This window comes from Campylobacter sp. 2014D-0258, assembly GCF_008000495.1.
GTDB classification, from domain to species: Bacteria; Campylobacterota; Campylobacteria; order Campylobacterales; family Campylobacteraceae; genus Campylobacter_D; species Campylobacter_D jejuni.
Genome location: NZ_VOAR01000025.1, coordinates 229,337 through 246,169, shown reverse-complemented (window position 1 = coordinate 246,169; position 16,833 = coordinate 229,337). Strand labels below are relative to the sequence as shown.

Below are 16,833 nucleotides of genomic sequence, written 5' to 3'. Positions count from 1 at the left end.
TTAAGAATATTTTTTGTAAAATTTTATAGCTTGTTTACAAGTTTTACAAGTAAATTTATGACCTTGTAATTCTATTTTTTGATGAATGCTATAAGGAACATCGTGAATTTTACCAGGACAATTACAGGTATAAAGATAAAATTGTGGATGCTCATTATCTTCATCTTCTGCTGCTTCAAAGCTAACATCGCCACCATCATCTGTAGACAAAGAAGAACTTCTCCATTTTTCAACTTTCATGTCTTCATATAGTATGTGTTCTAAAAGCCACTTTTTAGCCACTATATAAAGTTTTTCTTTAAGATCATTGGTTGATTTGATATCTTTGATTAAATTAATCATGGTTTGGATGATTTCTTTATGTATTTTTCGATGTTCTTCTAAATTTGGATAGCCTATTAGCTGCATGTATTTTTCTTCATCATTAAAGTGATCTTTCATATAATTAAAAAATTCAGCCAAAAGTTCTTTGACTTCATTTTTACTTACAGATCTATCTGATACAACTTCAACTTTTGCAGCAAGTTTAAAAAGCTTTTTATGCTGCTCATCAATTTTAGCATTGTGCACACTATAGCTGTTATCCCATTTTGGAAGCATTTTAACTCCTTAAGGAAAAATTTATTTGTATGAAAGGATTATAGATAAAAATAAATTAAATAAAAATGAAATTTTATTAAATAATTGATAAGAATTTTGATACAATGATATATATTTAAGAGATTTGAAGTTAGAAAGATTTAAATTATGGCTGCTAAAATTTTACTTTTAGAAGATGATTTGAGCTTGAGTGAGATCATTGAAGAGTTTTTAAACGATGAGGGATATGAAGTATTTTTATGCGATAATGCGCAAGAAGCTTTAGATATGGCTTATGAAAGATATTTTGATCTTTGGATTTTAGATGTAAAAGTTCCTTTAGGAGATGGATTTTCATTACTTAAAGAATTAAGAAAAAGCGGAAAGCAAACTCCAGCAATTTTCATGACTTCTTTAAACACAACAAACGATTTAAAACAAGGCTTTGACGCAGGTTGTGATGATTATATAAAAAAACCTTTTGAACTTGCCGAGTTATCTATCAGGGTTAAAGCTTTGCTTAAAAGAGCTTTTTCACATAAAAATGAAGATTTTGAAGATTTAGGGGATGGACTTAGGTTCGAATTTACTACACAAATTCTTTATCATAATAATAAAGCTTTGGCTTTGCCGAGTAAAGAGATTAAACTTTTGTCTTTATTACTTAAAAATAAAAACAACTTTTTAAGTACAGAGAGAATTTTTGAAGAACTCTGGGATTATGATGAGGAGCCTAGTGAGCTAAGTTTAAGGGCTTATGTGAAAAATTTACGTAAAATTTTAGGAAAAGAAAAAATTATAAATCAAAGAGGCAGGGGATATTGCTATGGCTAAAAAAGTCATTAGGCAAATTTTATTAATCTACCTAACAACTACAGGTATTTTTTTAACTATTTTTTTTGCATTATGGTATCAAAAATTATATGAAGAATTAGTTGTTTTAAAGGGTACCACTTTGAGAGAAAATCATAGAAACATTGTTATAAGCATCTTAAATTCTCGTTTTACCCCTATAGATATAAGTGCAAAAAATATTGCTCAAAGCACAGCACTAAAATTTGCTATATTTGATGCTAAAAAGATTGTTTTTAGTAATATAGATTTTGATTTAAGAAAGGCAAAGATAGAGCTTAAAGGTAGAGGTATTTGTGATAATAAGGTTTTTTTCCTTGCTCCTATGAGTGCAGATCATTATTTTTTAAGACATGCTAGCAATGAAGAAGTAAATACTAACGATGGTTTGCAAATTTTAATACAGGGTGAAGATGTTGACAAAGATCTTTTTTGGATTAGAACGAAAGTTTTTAGTTTTGCTATTATGGCTTTTTGCATATTGGGTTTAATATCTTATATTTTAGTAAAAATTGCTCTAAAGCCTTTGGAGGATAAAATCAGCACACTAAATCGTTTTATTAAAGATTCAACTCATGAACTCAATACCCCATTAAGTGTTATTTTGATGAGTATAGAACAACTTGAGCATCAAAATTTAGGAGATAATACTAAATTTACAAGGATTAAGCTTGCTGCAAAAAGTTTGTCTCAAGTGTACTCTGATCTTGTTTTTTATAATTTCCCTAATACCTTAGAAACAGAAAAACAAAAATTTGATTTAAGAATACTACTTGAAGAAAGATTGGAATATTTTAAAGTATTTTTTGAGCAAAAAAAAATTACACTAAAGCTTGATTTAAATCAAGCAAATATTTTTGCTCCTAAAAGTCAAATTTCTAAATTGATTGATAATCTTATAAGCAATGCTATTAAATACAATAAAAAAGGTGGAGTAATTTCTATAATTTTAAAAGCCAATTTTTTAAGTATCGCGGATACAGGTTGTGGAATTTCAAAGTCAAATTTAAATCATATTTTTGATAGATATACAAGATTTAATACCGATCAAGGAGGATTTGGTATAGGGCTTTCTTTGGTAAAAAAAGTTTGTGATGATAATGATATTAAGATTATTTGCGAATCTGTAGAAAATCAAGGGAGTGTTTTTAAATTAAATTGGTAATCAGCAAGGAAAATCCTTGCTGATAAGAGGTTGGAGCAGATATTACATCATTCCGCCCATGCCACCCATTCCTCCCATACCGCTCATATCTGGCATAGCAGGTTTATCTTCTTTAATTTCACTAATTGTTGCTTCTGTGGTTAAAAGCATACTAGCTACAGAAACTGCATTGAGTAAAGCTACTCTTTCTACTTTAACAGGATCGATAATTCCACTTTCAAGCATATTAACATATTCACCTTTTGCAGCATCAAATCCTGTGTTTTCATCTTTAGCATTTTCTACGCTATTTACAACCACACCTGCATCAAAGCCTGCATTTTCAGCAATTTGTCTTAAAGGTGCTCTTAAAGCTCTTTCAACGATAGCTGCGCCGATTGCTTCATCACCTTGTAGATCAAGTTTGATTTTAGCTTTTGCTTTGATAAGCGCTGCGCCACCACCAATTACTATACCTTCTTCAACTGCTGCTTTAGTAGCACTTAAAGCATCATCAACACGATCTTTTTTCTCTTTCATTTCAGTTTCAGTTGCTGCACCTACTTTAATAACTGCAACACCGCCACTTAATTTTGCAAGTCTTTCTTGTAATTTTTCTCTATCATAATCTGAAGTTGTTTCAGCAATTTGTGCTTTGATTTGATTTACCCTTGCGTCAATATTTGCTTTTTCACCTGCGCCATTTACTATGGTTGTGTTGTCTTTATCGATGATTACGCTAGAAGCTTGTCCAAGATCTTGTATGGTCGCACTTTCAAGAGTTCTTCCAAGTTCTTCAGAAATCACTTCTCCACCTGTTAAAATCGCTATATCTTCAAGCATAGCTTTTCTTCTATCGCCAAAACCTGGAGCTTTTACTGCTGAAATATTAAGAACACCGCGAAGTTTATTTACAACTAAAGTTGCAAGCGCTTCACCTTCAATATCTTCAGCGATAATTAAAAGTGGTTTGCCTGTTTTTTGAATTTGTTCTAAAACCGGTAATAAATCTTTTAAATTTGCAATTTTTTTATCAAAAAGAAGGATATAAGGGCTTGAAAGCTCTACTGTCATTTTTTCTGCATTAGTGATAAAATAAGGGCTTAAATAACCTCTGTCAAATTGCATACCTTCAACTACATTTAATTCATCATTGATTGATTTTGCCTCTTCAACAGTGATAACACCATCTTTGCCCACTTTTTCCATAGCATCAGCGATTAAATTTCCGATTTTTTCATCAGAGTTGGCTGAGATTGTAGCAACTTGTGCGATTTCTTTTTTATCTTTTACTTCGCGAGAAAGTTTTTTAAGTTCTGCTACTATAGCTTCGCAAGCTTTATCCATACCGCGTTTTACTTCAATAGGATTTGCACCTGCTGTGATATTTCTTAAACCTTCTTTGAAAATTGCATGAGCTAAAACCGTTGCAGTAGTTGTTCCATCGCCTGCTTGATCAGCTGTTTTACTCGCTACTTCTCTTACAAGTGAAGCGCCCATATTTTCAAGACTATCTTTAAGTTCTACTTCTTTAGCAACACTTACGCCATCTTTAGTAATGCTTGGAGCACCAAAGCTTTTTTGGATTAAAACATTGCGTCCTCTTGGCCCCATAGTTACTTTTACCGCGTCATTAAGTTTTTTAACACCCTCATAAAGTTTATTTCTTGCTTCATCTGAAAAAATAATTTCTTTTGCCATTTTTTATCCTTTTTTATAAATTATTTTAAAATTCCTAAGATATCATCTAAATTTAAAACTAAATATTCATTATTATCAAGTTTAATTTCTGTTCCACCGTATTTAGCAAACACGATTTTATTACCATTTGCAATATCAGTGATTTCTTTACTTACTGCTACTACTTCACCCATTAAAGGCTTTTCTTTAGCATTATCTGGTATAATTATGCCTGAGGCTGTTGTTTTAGTTTCTTCTACGCGTTTAACTAGAACACGCTTTCCTAAAGGTTGAAAATTCATTTTTGTCCATCCTTAAAAATATTGATTTTAGCACTCTTTTATTTAGAGTGATAATATCATACTATAAAAAATGAATTTTGTCAATACTTTAAACTAAAATATTTATAAAAGTTTAGTTTTATAGACTAAAGTTATTTTATAAAATAAACTAAAGGATAAAAATGAAAAAGATTTTTTATGGAGTTATAGCTTTTGTTGTTGTGCTTTTAATTGCTATTTATACCATACTTTTTACAAGTTTTGGTAATAATATAGTGGCAAATATAGCGCAAAAAAAGATCAAAGAAAGTGCGGGATTAGATGTAAATATCACGCATTTTAATTTACGTTTTTCAAGTCTTGAGCTGCAAGCAAATATCGCAAATATGGTAGATTTTAATCTTAAGGGAGCTTTGAGTCCTTTTAAGCTTGGATTTGATCTTGACTATCTTATTTCTTTAAAGCAAAATTATGCTAAAAATTTAGGTTTAAATTTAAATCAAAACCTTTCTTTTGGCGGTAAAATTCAAGGTAAAGCAAGCGATTTTACTTTAGATGGAAAGGGTTATTTGTTAGGTTCAAATGTACTTTTAAATGCAAGAATGTATAATTACAGCCCTATTGCTTTAAATTTAGATGCGCAAAATCTTAAGATAGAAGAAATACTTCATCTTTTATCTTACCCTAGTTACGCTAAAGGTTTTTTAAATGCTCAAGCAAAAATTTCAGCACAGGATTTAAAACCTGATGGAAATATCATCATAAAACTTGATACAAATTATATAAACTATGAGGCGATAAAAAAAGATTTTTCTTTAGATTTGCCTTTAAATTCTAATCCTAAAGCAGAAATTTTGGCCAATGTTAAAGAAGATAAGATTTATGCTGTAAGTAAAATTTACAATGATTATCTTAACTTACAAACCCAAAAAACCCTTTATGATATGAGTAAGAATGCTTTAAGTATTGATTTTAATTTAAGTATTCCTTCTCTTGTAAAGCTTGAAAAACTTACAAAAACTAGACTAAATGGTAGTTTGGGTGTGATAGGTCAAACAAGTGTTGTAAATAATGCCTTATCAAGTTTAAATGCTCAAGTTATTGGACTTGGTGGAGAAGTAAAGGCAAGTTTGAAAAATAATAAAATTTTTGCAGATATTAATGAAGCAAGTTTGGAAAAATTATTAGCTCTTGCAGGATATGGAGCTTTGGTTTCTGGAAATTTAAATGCTAAACTTCTAAATGCGGATTTGGATTTTTCTAATTTTGATCTTGAAGCAAAAATAAACAATGCAAAGATTAACACCAATGAGCTTAAAAAAATAGCTAAAATAGAGCTTCCAAATACAATTTTTAGTTTTGATGCTAAAGCAAATGCAAAAAATAGCAATATTGCTTACAATGCTTTGCTTGCTTCAAATTTGCTTAATATCAAAAAACTTCAAGGAACTTATAATTTAAAAAATAGTGAGTTAAATACAGATTTAAATGCTTTTATTGATGACTTATCCCAGTTTAGTGCTATAGCAGGACAAAAATTACAAGGTAAGGCAGATCTTACTGCAAAAGCTCATATTATAGGCACTCAAATACAAAATTTAAATGCAAATGCAAATTTGGCAGATGGTGTAATCAAGGCTGATTCAAATGGTAAAAAACTTGATTTAAACATTGATAAACTTGATTTATCTAAACTTTTTGTTATAGCAGGTATGCCAAATTATGCCAGTGGGATTGTTAATGCAAAAATTAATTTAGATAATATCGATTTTAACAACCTTAATGGTAAAGCAAATTTAGAAGCTAAAGGTATTTTAAATGCTACAACTTTAAGTAAAATTTTAAATAAAAATTTTCCAAACAATACAAGTTATGATTTAAATACCAAAATTAATTTTAAAAACAATATCGCTCAATTTGATTCTGTTTTAAATTCATCTTTAGCTGATCTTACAAAGCTACAAGGAAGTTTTGATATAAGCAAAATGCTTTTAAATTCGGATTTTAATCTAAAGATAAATGATTTTTCAAAACTAGGCTTTTTGTTGGATAGAAAACTTAAAGGTAAGGCAGAATTTAATGGAAAGGTAGGTTTTGATAAGAATTTAAATTTTGTTGTAAATAGTCCAAATTTATTTGAAGGGAGGCTTCAAAGCACACTTAAAGATAACCTTTTGCTTGCTGATTTAAATGGAGTGGATTTAAGTAGTCTAGCTCAAGGTTTAGATTTTATGGATGTTTATCAAGGTAAGGCAGATGTGAAGGCAAATTACAATCTTTTAAGCGAAGAAGGAGAGGTTAATTTGGATATGAAAGAGGGTAAATTAAAACCAAATCTTATTACCAATGCTTTAAAAATTTTAACACTAAAAGATATTACCAATGATGTTTATCGCACTGCTAATGCTAAAGCTTTGATTAAAAAAGAAAATATCAAACTTGATCTTAATATGCAAGCAGATCGTTCTTATATTTTAGTACAATCAGGAGCTTTAAATTCTAAAAGCGGAGCTTTAAATTTGCCTTTTGATATTAAACTCGATAGAGCCAATTTTAAAGGAAGTATTACAGGAACTACGGAAAATCCTAAAGTGAATTTAAATGCAGGAAGTGTGTTAAATTCTATTAAAAATGTAGTAGGTGGCGGTGTGAGTGATGGTGCTAAAAGTACGGGCGATAAAGTTGATAAAGCGGTGAATAAATTATTAAATAAGATTTTTTAAGGTAAAAAATGTTTAATGGACTCATAAGAGAAATTGCTAAAGTTCAATCTTATCAAAACAATACTTTAAGCTTAAAAGCAAAATATCGCCCAAATCTTGGCGATAGCATAGCCGTAAATGGAGCTTGTTTAAGTGTAACAAAACTTTATGAAGGGGGTTTTGAAGTAGAGCTTTCTCGTGAAAGTCGCACTCATATGGCTATAGAAAATTTAAAAGATAAAGTTCATATAGAACCTGCTTTAAGATATGGCGATAGAATTGATGGACATCTTATGCAAGGACATATTGATTTTATCGGTATACTTGAAAAAATTCAAAAAGATGAAAATGGAGTGGATTTTCATATATCTTTACCTAAAGAAGCTATGAAATTTATGGCAGAAAAAGGAAGTATAGGCGTTGATGGAGTAAGTCTTACTATCAATGAAATTTTAAAAAATGGTATTAGGCTTACTATTATTCCTATTACTTTTAAAGAAACGCTTTTTAAAGACTATCAAGTAGGTAGAAAAATAAATATAGAAAGTGATTTACTTGCTCGTTATATTTATGCGCAATTGCAAGGTAAAAACAAAGGATTATCATGGGAAGAAGTCGAAAGAATTTCTTATCTTTATTAGAAAATGATAAAGTAGGTATTTTTTGTGCTTTTGATAAGGATTATAATGTTTTTAGGGCTAAAATTCATAATGAGAATTTATTTTCTCATTTAGGTTTTAAAGATATTGAAAAATGTGTTTTTATGGATCAAATTCACTCTCATAAAGTTATTATTTATGATGAAAATTTAAAAAATCTTAGCTGTGATGGACTTGTAAGTAAAGAAAAAAATACTGCTCTTTGTGTTTTAAGTGCGGATTGTTTGCCTTTGATCTTATATCATGAAAGTGGCATTATAGCAGCTTTGCATTCAGGTAGAAAAGGAAGCTTTGAAAATATCCTAAAAGAATGCGTTGATCAAATTGCTATGCAAAATTCACATTTAGATAAGAATAAATTTCATCTTTTTATCCTGCCTGGAATTTGTGCTAAAAATTATGAAATAGATGGAGAAATTTTAGAATTTGCTAAAAAAGAATTTAAAGAATTTGTTCAAGATGATAAACTTGATTTAAAAGCTTTAGTAAAATTTCAAGCGCAAAATTTAGGCATTGAAAATATTAAAGATTGTGGAATTTGTAGTTTTGATGATGAGAGTTTTTTTTCTTATCGTCGTGATAAAACGCCTAAGCGTTTTGTGAGTGTGGTTTATTTAAAGGATTAAAATGTATGAAAGAAAAGATTTAAGAGTGTTAAAAATCATTCAAAAAGCTAGAGAATTTGGCGATGGAGATTTGTTAAATGAAGCTTTGGTAAAACAATTGATTGATGCAGATTTTTGTGAAATTAATGAAAAAGAAAAAGAAGAGCTTGCAACTCTTCTAAATTCTTTAATCAATGCAAAAGATAAAGCGTTGTTGAGTAATTAAAATTCTATATAGTTTTCAAAATCTTCTTCTTTTGGAGGATTAGGCTGATTCGAGGCTAGGGCTTCTTTAACAACCTGCTCGTATCCAGCTATGATATGTTTAAAATTCTCTTTTGCTTTTCCACTAAGTTCTGATTTGGCGATTTTTACAACAGATGCAGGATTTATAGCTTTATTATTTAAATATACTCCAAAATGCAAATGAGGACCTGTGCTCATACCTGTTGAACCAACATATGCAATTACTTGTCCTTGATTTACCTTTTGTCCGTTTTTAATTTTTGCAAAACGACTAAGATGGGCATATAAAGTCATATAACCTGAGTCATGCTTGATTTGAATTACATTTCCATAACCACCTTTTGTGCCTATAAAGGTTACTACTCCTTTGCCAGCACTTTTCACAGGAGTTCCAGTAGGTGCAGCATAGTCTATACCAAGATGGGCGCGATAGCGTTTTAATATAGGATGATATCTTGCTGTTGTAAAAGGAGAGGAAATTCTAGTGTAGTTCACAGGTTTTGTAAGTAAAAAAGATTCTAATTCTTTGCCATCGCGATCATAGAATATATCATTATAAGAAAAGACTTCTCTAGCGCTTTTATTGATTTCTACCATTGCCATTTTTATATTTATATCGCCCCAAAGTTTACCCATGCGTCTTTTTTGTTCATAATATAGGGTTACTTCATCACCTTTTTGGATATTGCGAAAATTTATACTTCCTCGAAAAGCACGAACCATAGCACGAGCTAAAGTACTGCTACCACTTTCTTCATAGACATCTTGATAAGCAGAGCTTTTAATGGTTAAATGTAAAATTCTATCTTCTTTTTGATAAGATACAGGAGTAAAAGCAAGAGTGTATTGTCCATCTTTATCTTTATAGATATGAATTTGTAAATCATCACTAATTGGAATTAAAACTTGTTCTATGTTGTTGTTTTCATCTTTTAAAACTTGATATTTTATTTTATAGGCTATATCAGAAGCAAGTTCTTGATCTTCTCTATCAAGTCCATAATAAAGCGACATAGGTATGGAATTTCTTTGTAAGAATTTAAGCAAGGTATCTCCATTATCCCAAGTTAGCTCTTCAACACTTAAAGCTGCAAAACTTTGAACAACAAAAATAAATAAAAGCAATAATTTTTTCATGAGATAACCTTAATTTTTAAAAGAATTTTGAAATTTGAAAGCTATATTTTACTTTATTTTTCTTACAATTGCTTAACAAAAAAGGATTATAATTCTATAAATTTTTATTTAAGGAGCAAATTTGTTTAAAACTATAGTGTGTTTTTTAGCTTTAAACCTTAGCCTCTTTGCGGTTGGATTTGATTTAAAACCTATAAAAAGTGAACTTGTAAAAGTTGATGATATTTATGGTTATATTAAAGATAGTGATGATATAAAACTTTATTCAAGTGGCGTAGTAGTGCAACATTTTAGCAATTCGCAAAGTATCATCGCTAGAGCAAGTGTTATAGATAAAAAAAATGGTTTGGCAAAATTAGAATTTAGTGTTTTTTCAGCTCTTAAGCAAGATGCTTTGCCTTTACCAAATGTTTTACCTAAAGTAGGTGATGAGGTTGTTTTAAATTTTCTTTATGATAGAGGATTGGTAATTGCTCCTGATGAACAAACTTATAATGAACTTGTTAGAGAATTTCCGCAGATATATTTTACCCATATTGACATTTTTGGAGCACAATTAATTAGAACGGCCACTCTTTCTCCTAAGCGTTCAGATTTTAGGCAATTTTGTGATGATAATGCGGTTGGCATTTTGGTTGTGGCTTTGGAAAATCAAGCAGAAGTTGTGGATTGTCAAGATTTTAATAAGCTTTATGAAGTGCCTATAAGCAAGCCAACTAGCGTTCAGGTTCCTTTTTATTCTCGTATAGGTGGATATAAAAGTAATTTTTTTGATTTTAACTCTCAAGAAATAGGGAATTATTATAGATATTATGATGCTTTGATTAATCTTCCTAAGGTGCAATAAACATGAAAAAAGAATTTGAACAATATTTTAAACGATTTTTAGGAGAAGAAAACGCTTATTTTGATGAAATTCACAAAAGAGCTTATAGCTATGATGCGACAAAAAAACATTATTTACCCGATGGGGTTCTTTTTCCAAGAAATGAAGAAGATATTGCTCAAATTTTAAAATTTTGCAATGAAAATAATATCATAGTCATACCACGAGGCTCAGGATCTGGTTTTACAGGAGGAGCTTTAGCTGTTAATGGCGGTGTGGTGCTTGCTTTTGAAAAGCATATGAATAAAATTTTGGAAATTGATCTTGAAAATTTAGTGGCTGTTGTGCAACCTGGGGTTATTAATATACATTTACAAAAAGAAGTGGCTAAATACGGACTTTTTTATCCGCCTGACCCTGCTAGCATGGAGTATTCTAGCTTAGGGGGTAATGTAAGCGAAAATGCTGGGGGAATGAGAGCTGCAAAATATGGCATTACAAAAGATTATGTGATGGCTTTAAGGGCTGTTTTGTCTAGCGGAGAAATCATTCGTGCAGGAAAACGCACTATTAAAGATGTAGCAGGTTATAATTTGGCAGGAATTTTAATCGCTAGTGAAGGTTCTTTGGCAGTTTTAAGTGAGCTTACTTTAAAATTAATACCTTTACCTAAATTCAAAAAAACTGCTTTTGCTATTTTTCCAAGTGTAAAAAGTGCTATGAATGCGGTTTACAAAAGTCTTGCTAGCGGTGTAAGTCCTGTATCTATGGAATTTTTAGATAATCTTAGCATTAGAGCGGTTGAGAGTAAATTTAACAAAGGTTTGCCTATAGAAGCTGGAGCTATTTTGATTGCTGATGTGGATGGTAATGTTAAAGAGGCTATTGATGAGGATTTAAGAAATTTAGAACATTATTTTTTAGAAGCTGGAGCTAGTGAATTTAAAATAGCAAAAGACGAACAAGAAGCCGCAGATATTTGGTTTGCTAGAAGAAATTGTTCTCAAAGCATTGCCATGTATGGAACTTTAAAACTTAATGAAGATATTACAGTTCCGCGTTCTAAACTACCTGCTTTGCTTGAAGGTATAGATGAGATTTCTAAAAAATATGGTTTTAAAATTCCTTGTTTTGGACATACAGGGGATGGAAATGTGCATACTAATGTTATGGTTCCTGATAAAAATGATAAAGAGCAGGTGAAAAAAGGCTATGAAGCTGTGGAAGAAATTTTTAAATTAACAGTGAAACTTGGAGGAACTTTAAGCGGAGAGCATGGTATTGGGCTTTCTAAAGCACCTTTTATGAATTTAGCTTTTTCTGAAGCCGAAATGAATTTAATGAGAAATATTAAAAAAGCTTTTGATCCAAATAATATACTAAATCCTTTTAAAATGGGACTTTAGAAGGTGAAAAATTTTTTTACTATTTTGCTAAATTTGCGTGATAAGGAAATTTTAAATTATGCAGCAGCGCTTAGTTTTTATACTGTATTATCTTTAATACCTATTTTATTTGTATGTTTTTCTGTTTTTACGCAAATTTCTAGTTTTAAAGCTTATTATGAAAAAGCAAAGCAAGTAATTTTTGCTTTTTTAATACCAACGCAACAAGATGTTGTTGCTACTTACATCGATACTTTTTTAAAAAATAGTGTAAATTTGGGTATTGTAGGTCTTATTGCTATGGCATTTACTTCTTTAGCTTTTTTTTCAGGCTATGATTTTGTAATCAATCGTATTACTAAAAATGAACCTAAAGGACTTTGGCAAAGCATTAGTTCTTATTGGACTCTTTTAACTCTTGTTCCTTTGGGGCTTGGGCTTAGTTTTTATATTTCAGGTTTTATCCAACAAACTTTAGATGATTATAAAATAGGGTTTAATTTTTTTGAAATTTTACCCTTTGTAATTATTTGGGGTTTATTTTTTATATCTTATTCAAGTTCTGTTCATAAGGGAACTCTTAAAAGTTTAGCTTTAGTATCTTTTGGAGCGGGTGCTATTTGGTATATAGGAAAAAATTTATTTGTATATTATGTGGTATATAATAAAACATACGCTAGTGTTTATGGATCTTTTTCTACTATTTTATTCTTTTTTATTTGGATTTATATTTCTTGGATTATTTATCTTTTTGGGCTTAAACTCTATTATTTTCTAAATTACAATCATAATGAAGGGAATAAAATTCGCAAAAATACAAAGAAAAGCTAGATATTTAAATCGCACAGAGATTAAAGAAGCAATAAGATAACTTATAAAAATCCAAAATGGGATATAGATATTAGTTCCATAAATTTTAAATTTAAAAAATTCATCTAAGATAAAATTGAGCAAATCTCCATAGTTTATAAGATGCAAAAATAATACTAAAGGATAAAATATTACAAAAATTCCACTCAAAATAATACCTAAAATTTGTTGGTAGCTTATAAGTGGAAAAAAATAAAGCACAGGTAAAACCATAGCAAAAAAAGTCCAAATATTAAGCAAAATAATATTTATAAGATTATTAAATTTATTTGCAAAATGATGCATATATAAAAAAATATAAAAAACACCTAAAATAGAAAATAAAAATCCAATACTAAATAAAAGTCTAGGGTAAAGAGAAATACACAATAAAATACTACAAAAAAGCGTAAAGAAATTAATAATTTTTATATTTTTACACAATAGATAAAAAACCCAAAAAGCCATAATCAAGGAGCGCACAAAAGAAGGGACAAATCCTATTAAACAAGCATAAGCTAAAAGTAGTGTAAAAATTAAAATACTTAAATCTAAACGTAAATTTCTATAAGGAAAATATCTTTTTTGGAAAAAACTATAAATTGGAGCTAAAATAAAGAAAATTAAACTAAAAAGCAAGCCTATGTGATAACCGCTAATTGCTATAAGGTGTGCTATGCCGTAGTAATTTACATCGTTTCTAAGCTCTAAAGATATGGGCAGTGCAAAAAATAAAGCACCATAAAATTCTTTAATTTTTTCATTTGTATGTTGATTTAAGAAGTAAGATATAATGGGATTGTATTCTTTTTCTTTTAATTTTTCAAAATCGTAAGAAGGTGCATAAAAACTTTTGCTCAGATAGTCTTTAAAGTTAATATTATGGGTGATAATTCTAAGGCTTAAAAGTTGATTATTGCTTAAATTTAAATCCTTAAAACTTGTAGTATAAAAAGTGAAGTTTTCAGTTTGTAACTTTAAAACCCAGTATTTTTTATTTTTTTTATTATATTTTGTATATTGGTGCGTTAATAGAGCGTTATTTATAAAGTAATGTTTTTGGTTTTTAAAGTTTAAAAAATTATTATATTCTAAAAGGATATTAAAAATAAAAATAATAACAACAGATAAAAATAAATAATGAAATTCTTTAAAAGAGTAAGAAAAAGAATTCCATAGAGACATTATTTTTTGGAAAATTTACTTAAATAGAGCCAAATTATTCCAGCTAAAAATAATAAAAATAAAGGAGCAGTATAAGGATATAAACTCAGTTTATCAAAAATTGCTTCAATAACATACCCAAAAGTATAAGCAGCAAAACCTAGAACAATAGCCCATGCCAAACTAGCTAGAGTATTGATAATAAAAAATTTAATAAAATTATATTTTGCCATACCTGCAGCTATGGGAATGAAAGTTTTTAAACCATAAATAAATTTTTGAGTTACAAGCAAAATAATTCCGTGTTGTTTTGTTTTCATCATAGCAAGGGCTAGCTTGCGTCGGTGTTTTTTAAAATAAGGCATAATATCTTTTTTATAATATTTTCCAAGTATAAAAAGCAAAGTTGAACCTATGGTATTAGCAATAAAAGCAAGAGCAATGCAAAAACTAAGATCCATTTTTCCTTGAGAACTTAAAACTCCTGCGGCTAAAATTCCAACCATTCCGCCCCCTAAAGAGTAAAAGAATAAAACAATATAACCATATTTTATTAAAGTATCAATCATATCTTGCATAATAAACCTTATTTAGCGTATTCTACAGCTCTAAGTTCACGTATAACATTGACTTTAATTTCACCAGGATATTGCATTTTTTCTTGAATTTCAGCTGCTATTTCCTTAGCCAAAAGTACACTTTCATCATCATTAACAAGCTGAGCATTGGCTATGACGCGAATTTCTCTTCCGGCATTGATTGCATAGGCATTTTTAATTCCTTCTTTGCTTTTAGCGATATCTTCTAGCTCACTGACTCTTTTTAAGAAAGCTTCTAATACTTCTCTTCTAGCTCCAGGTCGTGCAGCACTTAAAGTATCTGCTGCACAAACAGCTGCTGATTCTATGCTTGTAGCTTCTTCGTGTCCATGATGTGCGTAAATAGCATTGATTACTACAGGATGCTCTTTATAGCGTTTGCAAAGTTCTGCGCCTAAATCCACATGAGATCCTTCAAAATCATGGGTTAATGCTTTTCCTATATCATGTAAAATTCCCGCACGACGTGCTAAATTCTCATCCCCACCACACTCAGCGGCAATGATTCCTGCAAGGTGAGCCACTTCCAAAGAATGTGCTAAAGCGTTTTGTCCATAGCTTGCTCGGTATTTGAGTTTTCCTATGAGTTTTACAATTTCAGGGTGTATTTTATTTAAACCTAGATCCATAACTATGGTTTCGCCTTCTTCTAGAATAGCACTATCAAATTCTTTACACACTTTTTCGTGAATTTCTTCTATGCGCGCGGGTTGAATTCTACCATCTTCAACTAAAAGTTCTATAACTTTTGTAGCAATAGCACGGCGATAAAGATTAAAACAACTTACTATAATAGCACCTGGTGTATCATCGATGATAATATCAACACCTAAAACCATTTCTAAGGTTTTAACATTGCGCCCTTCTTTACCAATGATACGTCCTTTAAGTTCATCGTTTTTAATGTTAATAACATTGATAAGTCTTTCAGCTGCAAATTCACCTGCAAAACGAGAGGTAGCTTGAGCAATGATGAAATTAGCTTTTCTTTTGGCTTCATTTTTTGCTTCTTCTTCATATTTTCTTACTATATGTGCAATTTGCTCGCGAGAATTTTCTTCTACTTTTTTAAGAATGATTTCTTTGGCTTCATTTTGTGTAAGTCCTGTAGAATGTTCTAAAATTTTTAAAACATCGTCAAGTTTTTCTTGATATTTGTTTTTTAATTTATCAACATCAGATTGTAAGTCTTGAATGTGTTTTTGTGACTTGCAAAGGTATTCTTTATCTTCTTTTAGTTTTTCTTCTTCTTGCTGAAGTTTTTGTTCTTTTTTAGAAAGATCATCAAATTTTTGATTAAAATCTTTTTGAATTTTGTGAGTTTTTTCTTCGTATTTTTTTTTAACTTCTAATTCTGCATTAAGAATTGAATTTTTTGCATCTTTTAAAATAAGCTCCGCTTCGTATTCTATAGCTTTGGCTTTGGCTTTGGCTTGTTCTACGAAAATTTCATATTTGGCATCATTGATTTTTTTTGCAACTAAATATCCTATACCGAGTCCGACTATAGCGGCTATAAGTGCGATAAGTGATTCTATCATTTTTTCTTTCTTTCTTGTAATATTTTTTATAAGGGTTTATGTATAATTTTCCTGAAATATCATGCTTTTGTGTTAGATTATTTTGACTTAAAGCATCTATACTTTGGACAAATATTATATGAGGTTTGTAATTTAAATTTTCAAAAAATCTATCATAAAAACCTTGCCCATGTCCTATTCTTTTTAAATTTTTATCGACGCCAATTACAGGCACAATAGCTAAATCAATTTTTGCTTTAAAAAAAGAATCTATAGGCTCTAAAACCCCAAACCTTTTTTTAATAAAAGGCAATCTTAATTTTACAATTTTTAAACTTTTATCTTGCATAAATGGAACAAAAAGTTTGTAATTTTTATTAAGAATATGGCGAAATTTTATTAAGTTTGGTTCATAATGCAAAGGAATAAAAATTAAAATATTTTTAGCTTTAAATAGTTTTATTATTTTAAGACATTCTTTAAATATTTTATAATCTTGTTTGAAATTTAGTCTTGAATGTTTGAAAAGGCGTATTTTTTGCAATGCCCTAAAATCTGTTTTTTCCATTAATATGCCTTTAAAAAAATATTATCTTATGTATGTT

17 protein-coding genes are annotated in these 16,833 nt (G+C 29.7%); 9 read left to right on the top strand and 8 right to left on the bottom strand.

The window, feature by feature from the left end; genetic code table 11:
• Nucleotides 1-600, bottom strand: a complete 600-nt coding sequence (locus SR62_RS06030; RefSeq protein ID WP_002859294.1) for a bacteriohemerythrin — start codon at nt 598-600, stop codon at nt 1-3.
• A 147-nt stretch (nt 601-747) separates the two neighbouring features.
• Here SR62_RS06030 and dccR point away from each other — a divergent pair, with 147 nt between their 5' ends.
• Complete coding sequence (dccR, locus tag SR62_RS06025) at nt 748-1,413, top strand: two-component system response regulator DccR (RefSeq protein ID WP_002884392.1); 666 nt, start codon at nt 748-750, stop codon at nt 1,411-1,413.
• The gene (gene dccS / locus SR62_RS06020) at nt 1,406-2,596 is read left to right on the top strand and encodes a two-component system sensor histidine kinase DccS (RefSeq protein ID WP_147502308.1); all 1,191 of its coding nucleotides are present in this window, start codon (nt 1,406-1,408) and stop codon (nt 2,594-2,596) included. Before dccR ends, dccS begins: the two co-directional genes overlap by 8 nt.
• A gap of 42 nt (nt 2,597-2,638) precedes the next feature.
• Here dccS and groL read toward each other — a convergent pair whose 3' ends face one another.
• Together groL and groES are read right to left on the bottom strand one after the other, a co-directional pair.
• Entirely contained in the window at nt 2,639-4,276 is a 1,638-nt protein-coding gene (gene groL / locus SR62_RS06015) for a chaperonin GroEL (protein WP_002859291.1), read from the bottom strand.
• A 20-nt stretch (nt 4,277-4,296) separates the two neighbouring features.
• The gene (gene groES / locus SR62_RS06010; protein ID WP_002892739.1) at nt 4,297-4,557 is read right to left on the bottom strand and encodes a co-chaperone GroES; all 261 of its coding nucleotides are present in this window, start codon (nt 4,555-4,557) and stop codon (nt 4,297-4,299) included.
• Between the two features lie 161 nt (nt 4,558-4,718).
• Here groES and SR62_RS06005 point away from each other — a divergent pair, with 161 nt between their 5' ends.
• From SR62_RS06005 to SR62_RS05990, 4 genes are read left to right on the top strand one after another with little or no spacing between them, the layout of a single operon-like run.
• The gene (locus SR62_RS06005) at nt 4,719-7,259 is read left to right on the top strand and encodes a hypothetical protein (RefSeq protein WP_074484120.1); all 2,541 of its coding nucleotides are present in this window, start codon (nt 4,719-4,721) and stop codon (nt 7,257-7,259) included.
• An 8-nt stretch (nt 7,260-7,267) separates the two neighbouring features.
• Nucleotides 7,268-7,879: a riboflavin synthase gene (locus tag SR62_RS06000; RefSeq protein WP_002892735.1), complete on the top strand. Its 612-nt coding sequence runs from the start codon at nt 7,268-7,270 to the stop codon at nt 7,877-7,879.
• Entirely contained in the window at nt 7,843-8,523 is a 681-nt protein-coding gene (locus SR62_RS05995) for a polyphenol oxidase family protein (protein WP_002892734.1), read from the top strand. The genes SR62_RS06000 and SR62_RS05995 overlap by 37 nt, the downstream gene beginning before the upstream one ends.
• A 1-nt stretch (nt 8,524) precedes the next feature.
• Nucleotides 8,525-8,728, top strand: a complete 204-nt coding sequence (locus SR62_RS05990) for a hypothetical protein (protein ID WP_002853612.1) — start codon at nt 8,525-8,527, stop codon at nt 8,726-8,728.
• Here the strand turns inward: SR62_RS05990 and SR62_RS05985 are convergent.
• Nucleotides 8,725-9,885, bottom strand: coding sequence for a M23 family metallopeptidase (locus SR62_RS05985; protein WP_002852845.1), 1,161 nt, complete (start codon nt 9,883-9,885; stop codon nt 8,725-8,727). The two genes, SR62_RS05990 and SR62_RS05985, sit on opposite strands and share 4 nt — an antisense overlap.
• A gap of 121 nt (nt 9,886-10,006) precedes the next feature.
• Between SR62_RS05985 and SR62_RS05980 the strand changes: the two genes are divergently transcribed.
• Genes SR62_RS05980 through SR62_RS05970 form a run of 3 tightly spaced genes read left to right on the top strand, consistent with a single transcriptional unit; the run spans nt 10,007 to nt 12,927 of the window.
• Nucleotides 10,007-10,732, top strand: coding sequence for a plasminogen-binding N-terminal domain-containing protein (locus SR62_RS05980; RefSeq protein ID WP_002853792.1), 726 nt, complete (start codon nt 10,007-10,009; stop codon nt 10,730-10,732).
• Nucleotides 10,733-10,734: 2 nt separating this feature from the next.
• Nucleotides 10,735-12,117, top strand: a complete 1,383-nt coding sequence (locus SR62_RS05975; protein WP_002892730.1) for an FAD-linked oxidase C-terminal domain-containing protein — start codon at nt 10,735-10,737, stop codon at nt 12,115-12,117.
• A 3-nt stretch (nt 12,118-12,120) separates the two neighbouring features.
• Nucleotides 12,121-12,927 carry a YihY/virulence factor BrkB family protein gene (locus tag SR62_RS05970; RefSeq protein ID WP_002854134.1) on the top strand — a complete coding sequence of 269 codons (807 nt, stop codon included), beginning with the start codon at nt 12,121-12,123 and terminating at the stop codon, nt 12,925-12,927.
• Here the strand turns inward: SR62_RS05970 and SR62_RS05965 are convergent.
• From SR62_RS05965 to SR62_RS05950, 4 genes are read right to left on the bottom strand one after another with little or no spacing between them, the layout of a single operon-like run.
• Nucleotides 12,871-14,130 (bottom strand): ComEC/Rec2 family competence protein, encoded by a 1,260-nt coding sequence (locus SR62_RS05965; RefSeq protein ID WP_002892727.1) that lies wholly within the window; start codon nt 14,128-14,130, stop codon nt 12,871-12,873. The two genes, SR62_RS05970 and SR62_RS05965, sit on opposite strands and share 57 nt — an antisense overlap.
• Nucleotides 14,130-14,687, bottom strand: a complete 558-nt coding sequence (locus SR62_RS05960; protein ID WP_002853883.1) for a DedA family protein — start codon at nt 14,685-14,687, stop codon at nt 14,130-14,132. Before SR62_RS05960 ends, SR62_RS05965 begins: the two co-directional genes overlap by 1 nt.
• Before the next feature lie 8 nt (nt 14,688-14,695).
• Complete coding sequence (gene rny, locus SR62_RS05955) at nt 14,696-16,249, bottom strand: ribonuclease Y (RefSeq protein ID WP_002853829.1); 1,554 nt, start codon at nt 16,247-16,249, stop codon at nt 14,696-14,698.
• Nucleotides 16,170-16,796 (bottom strand): 5-formyltetrahydrofolate cyclo-ligase, encoded by a 627-nt coding sequence (locus SR62_RS05950; protein ID WP_002892726.1) that lies wholly within the window; start codon nt 16,794-16,796, stop codon nt 16,170-16,172. The genes rny and SR62_RS05950 overlap by 80 nt, the downstream gene beginning before the upstream one ends.
• Between the last annotated feature and the right edge of the window lie 37 nt (nt 16,797-16,833).

Coding starts and splice junctions, on each gene's coding strand:
- SR62_RS05985 (WP_002852845.1), bottom strand. CDS start 9,885: ATGAAAAAATTATTGCTTTTATTTATTTTTGTTGTTCAAAGTTTTGCA.
- rny (WP_002853829.1), bottom strand. CDS start 16,249: ATGATAGAATCACTTATCGCACTTATAGCCGCTATAGTCGGACTCGGT.
- SR62_RS05975 (WP_002892730.1), top strand. CDS start 10,735: ATGAAAAAAGAATTTGAACAATATTTTAAACGATTTTTAGGAGAAGAA.
- groL (WP_002859291.1), bottom strand. CDS start 4,276: ATGGCAAAAGAAATTATTTTTTCAGATGAAGCAAGAAATAAACTTTAT.
- SR62_RS06030 (WP_002859294.1), bottom strand. CDS start 600: ATGCTTCCAAAATGGGATAACAGCTATAGTGTGCACAATGCTAAAATT.
- SR62_RS05950 (WP_002892726.1), bottom strand. CDS start 16,796: ATGGAAAAAACAGATTTTAGGGCATTGCAAAAAATACGCCTTTTCAAA.
- SR62_RS05960 (WP_002853883.1), bottom strand. CDS start 14,687: ATGCAAGATATGATTGATACTTTAATAAAATATGGTTATATTGTTTTA.
- SR62_RS05995 (WP_002892734.1), top strand. CDS start 7,843: ATGGGAAGAAGTCGAAAGAATTTCTTATCTTTATTAGAAAATGATAAA.
- dccS (WP_147502308.1), top strand. CDS start 1,406: ATGGCTAAAAAAGTCATTAGGCAAATTTTATTAATCTACCTAACAACT.
- dccR (WP_002884392.1), top strand. CDS start 748: ATGGCTGCTAAAATTTTACTTTTAGAAGATGATTTGAGCTTGAGTGAG.
- SR62_RS06005 (WP_074484120.1), top strand. CDS start 4,719: ATGAAAAAGATTTTTTATGGAGTTATAGCTTTTGTTGTTGTGCTTTTA.
- SR62_RS05965 (WP_002892727.1), bottom strand. CDS start 14,130: ATGTCTCTATGGAATTCTTTTTCTTACTCTTTTAAAGAATTTCATTAT.
- SR62_RS05990 (WP_002853612.1), top strand. CDS start 8,525: ATGTATGAAAGAAAAGATTTAAGAGTGTTAAAAATCATTCAAAAAGCT.
- SR62_RS06000 (WP_002892735.1), top strand. CDS start 7,268: ATGTTTAATGGACTCATAAGAGAAATTGCTAAAGTTCAATCTTATCAA.
- groES (WP_002892739.1), bottom strand. CDS start 4,557: ATGAATTTTCAACCTTTAGGAAAGCGTGTTCTAGTTAAACGCGTAGAA.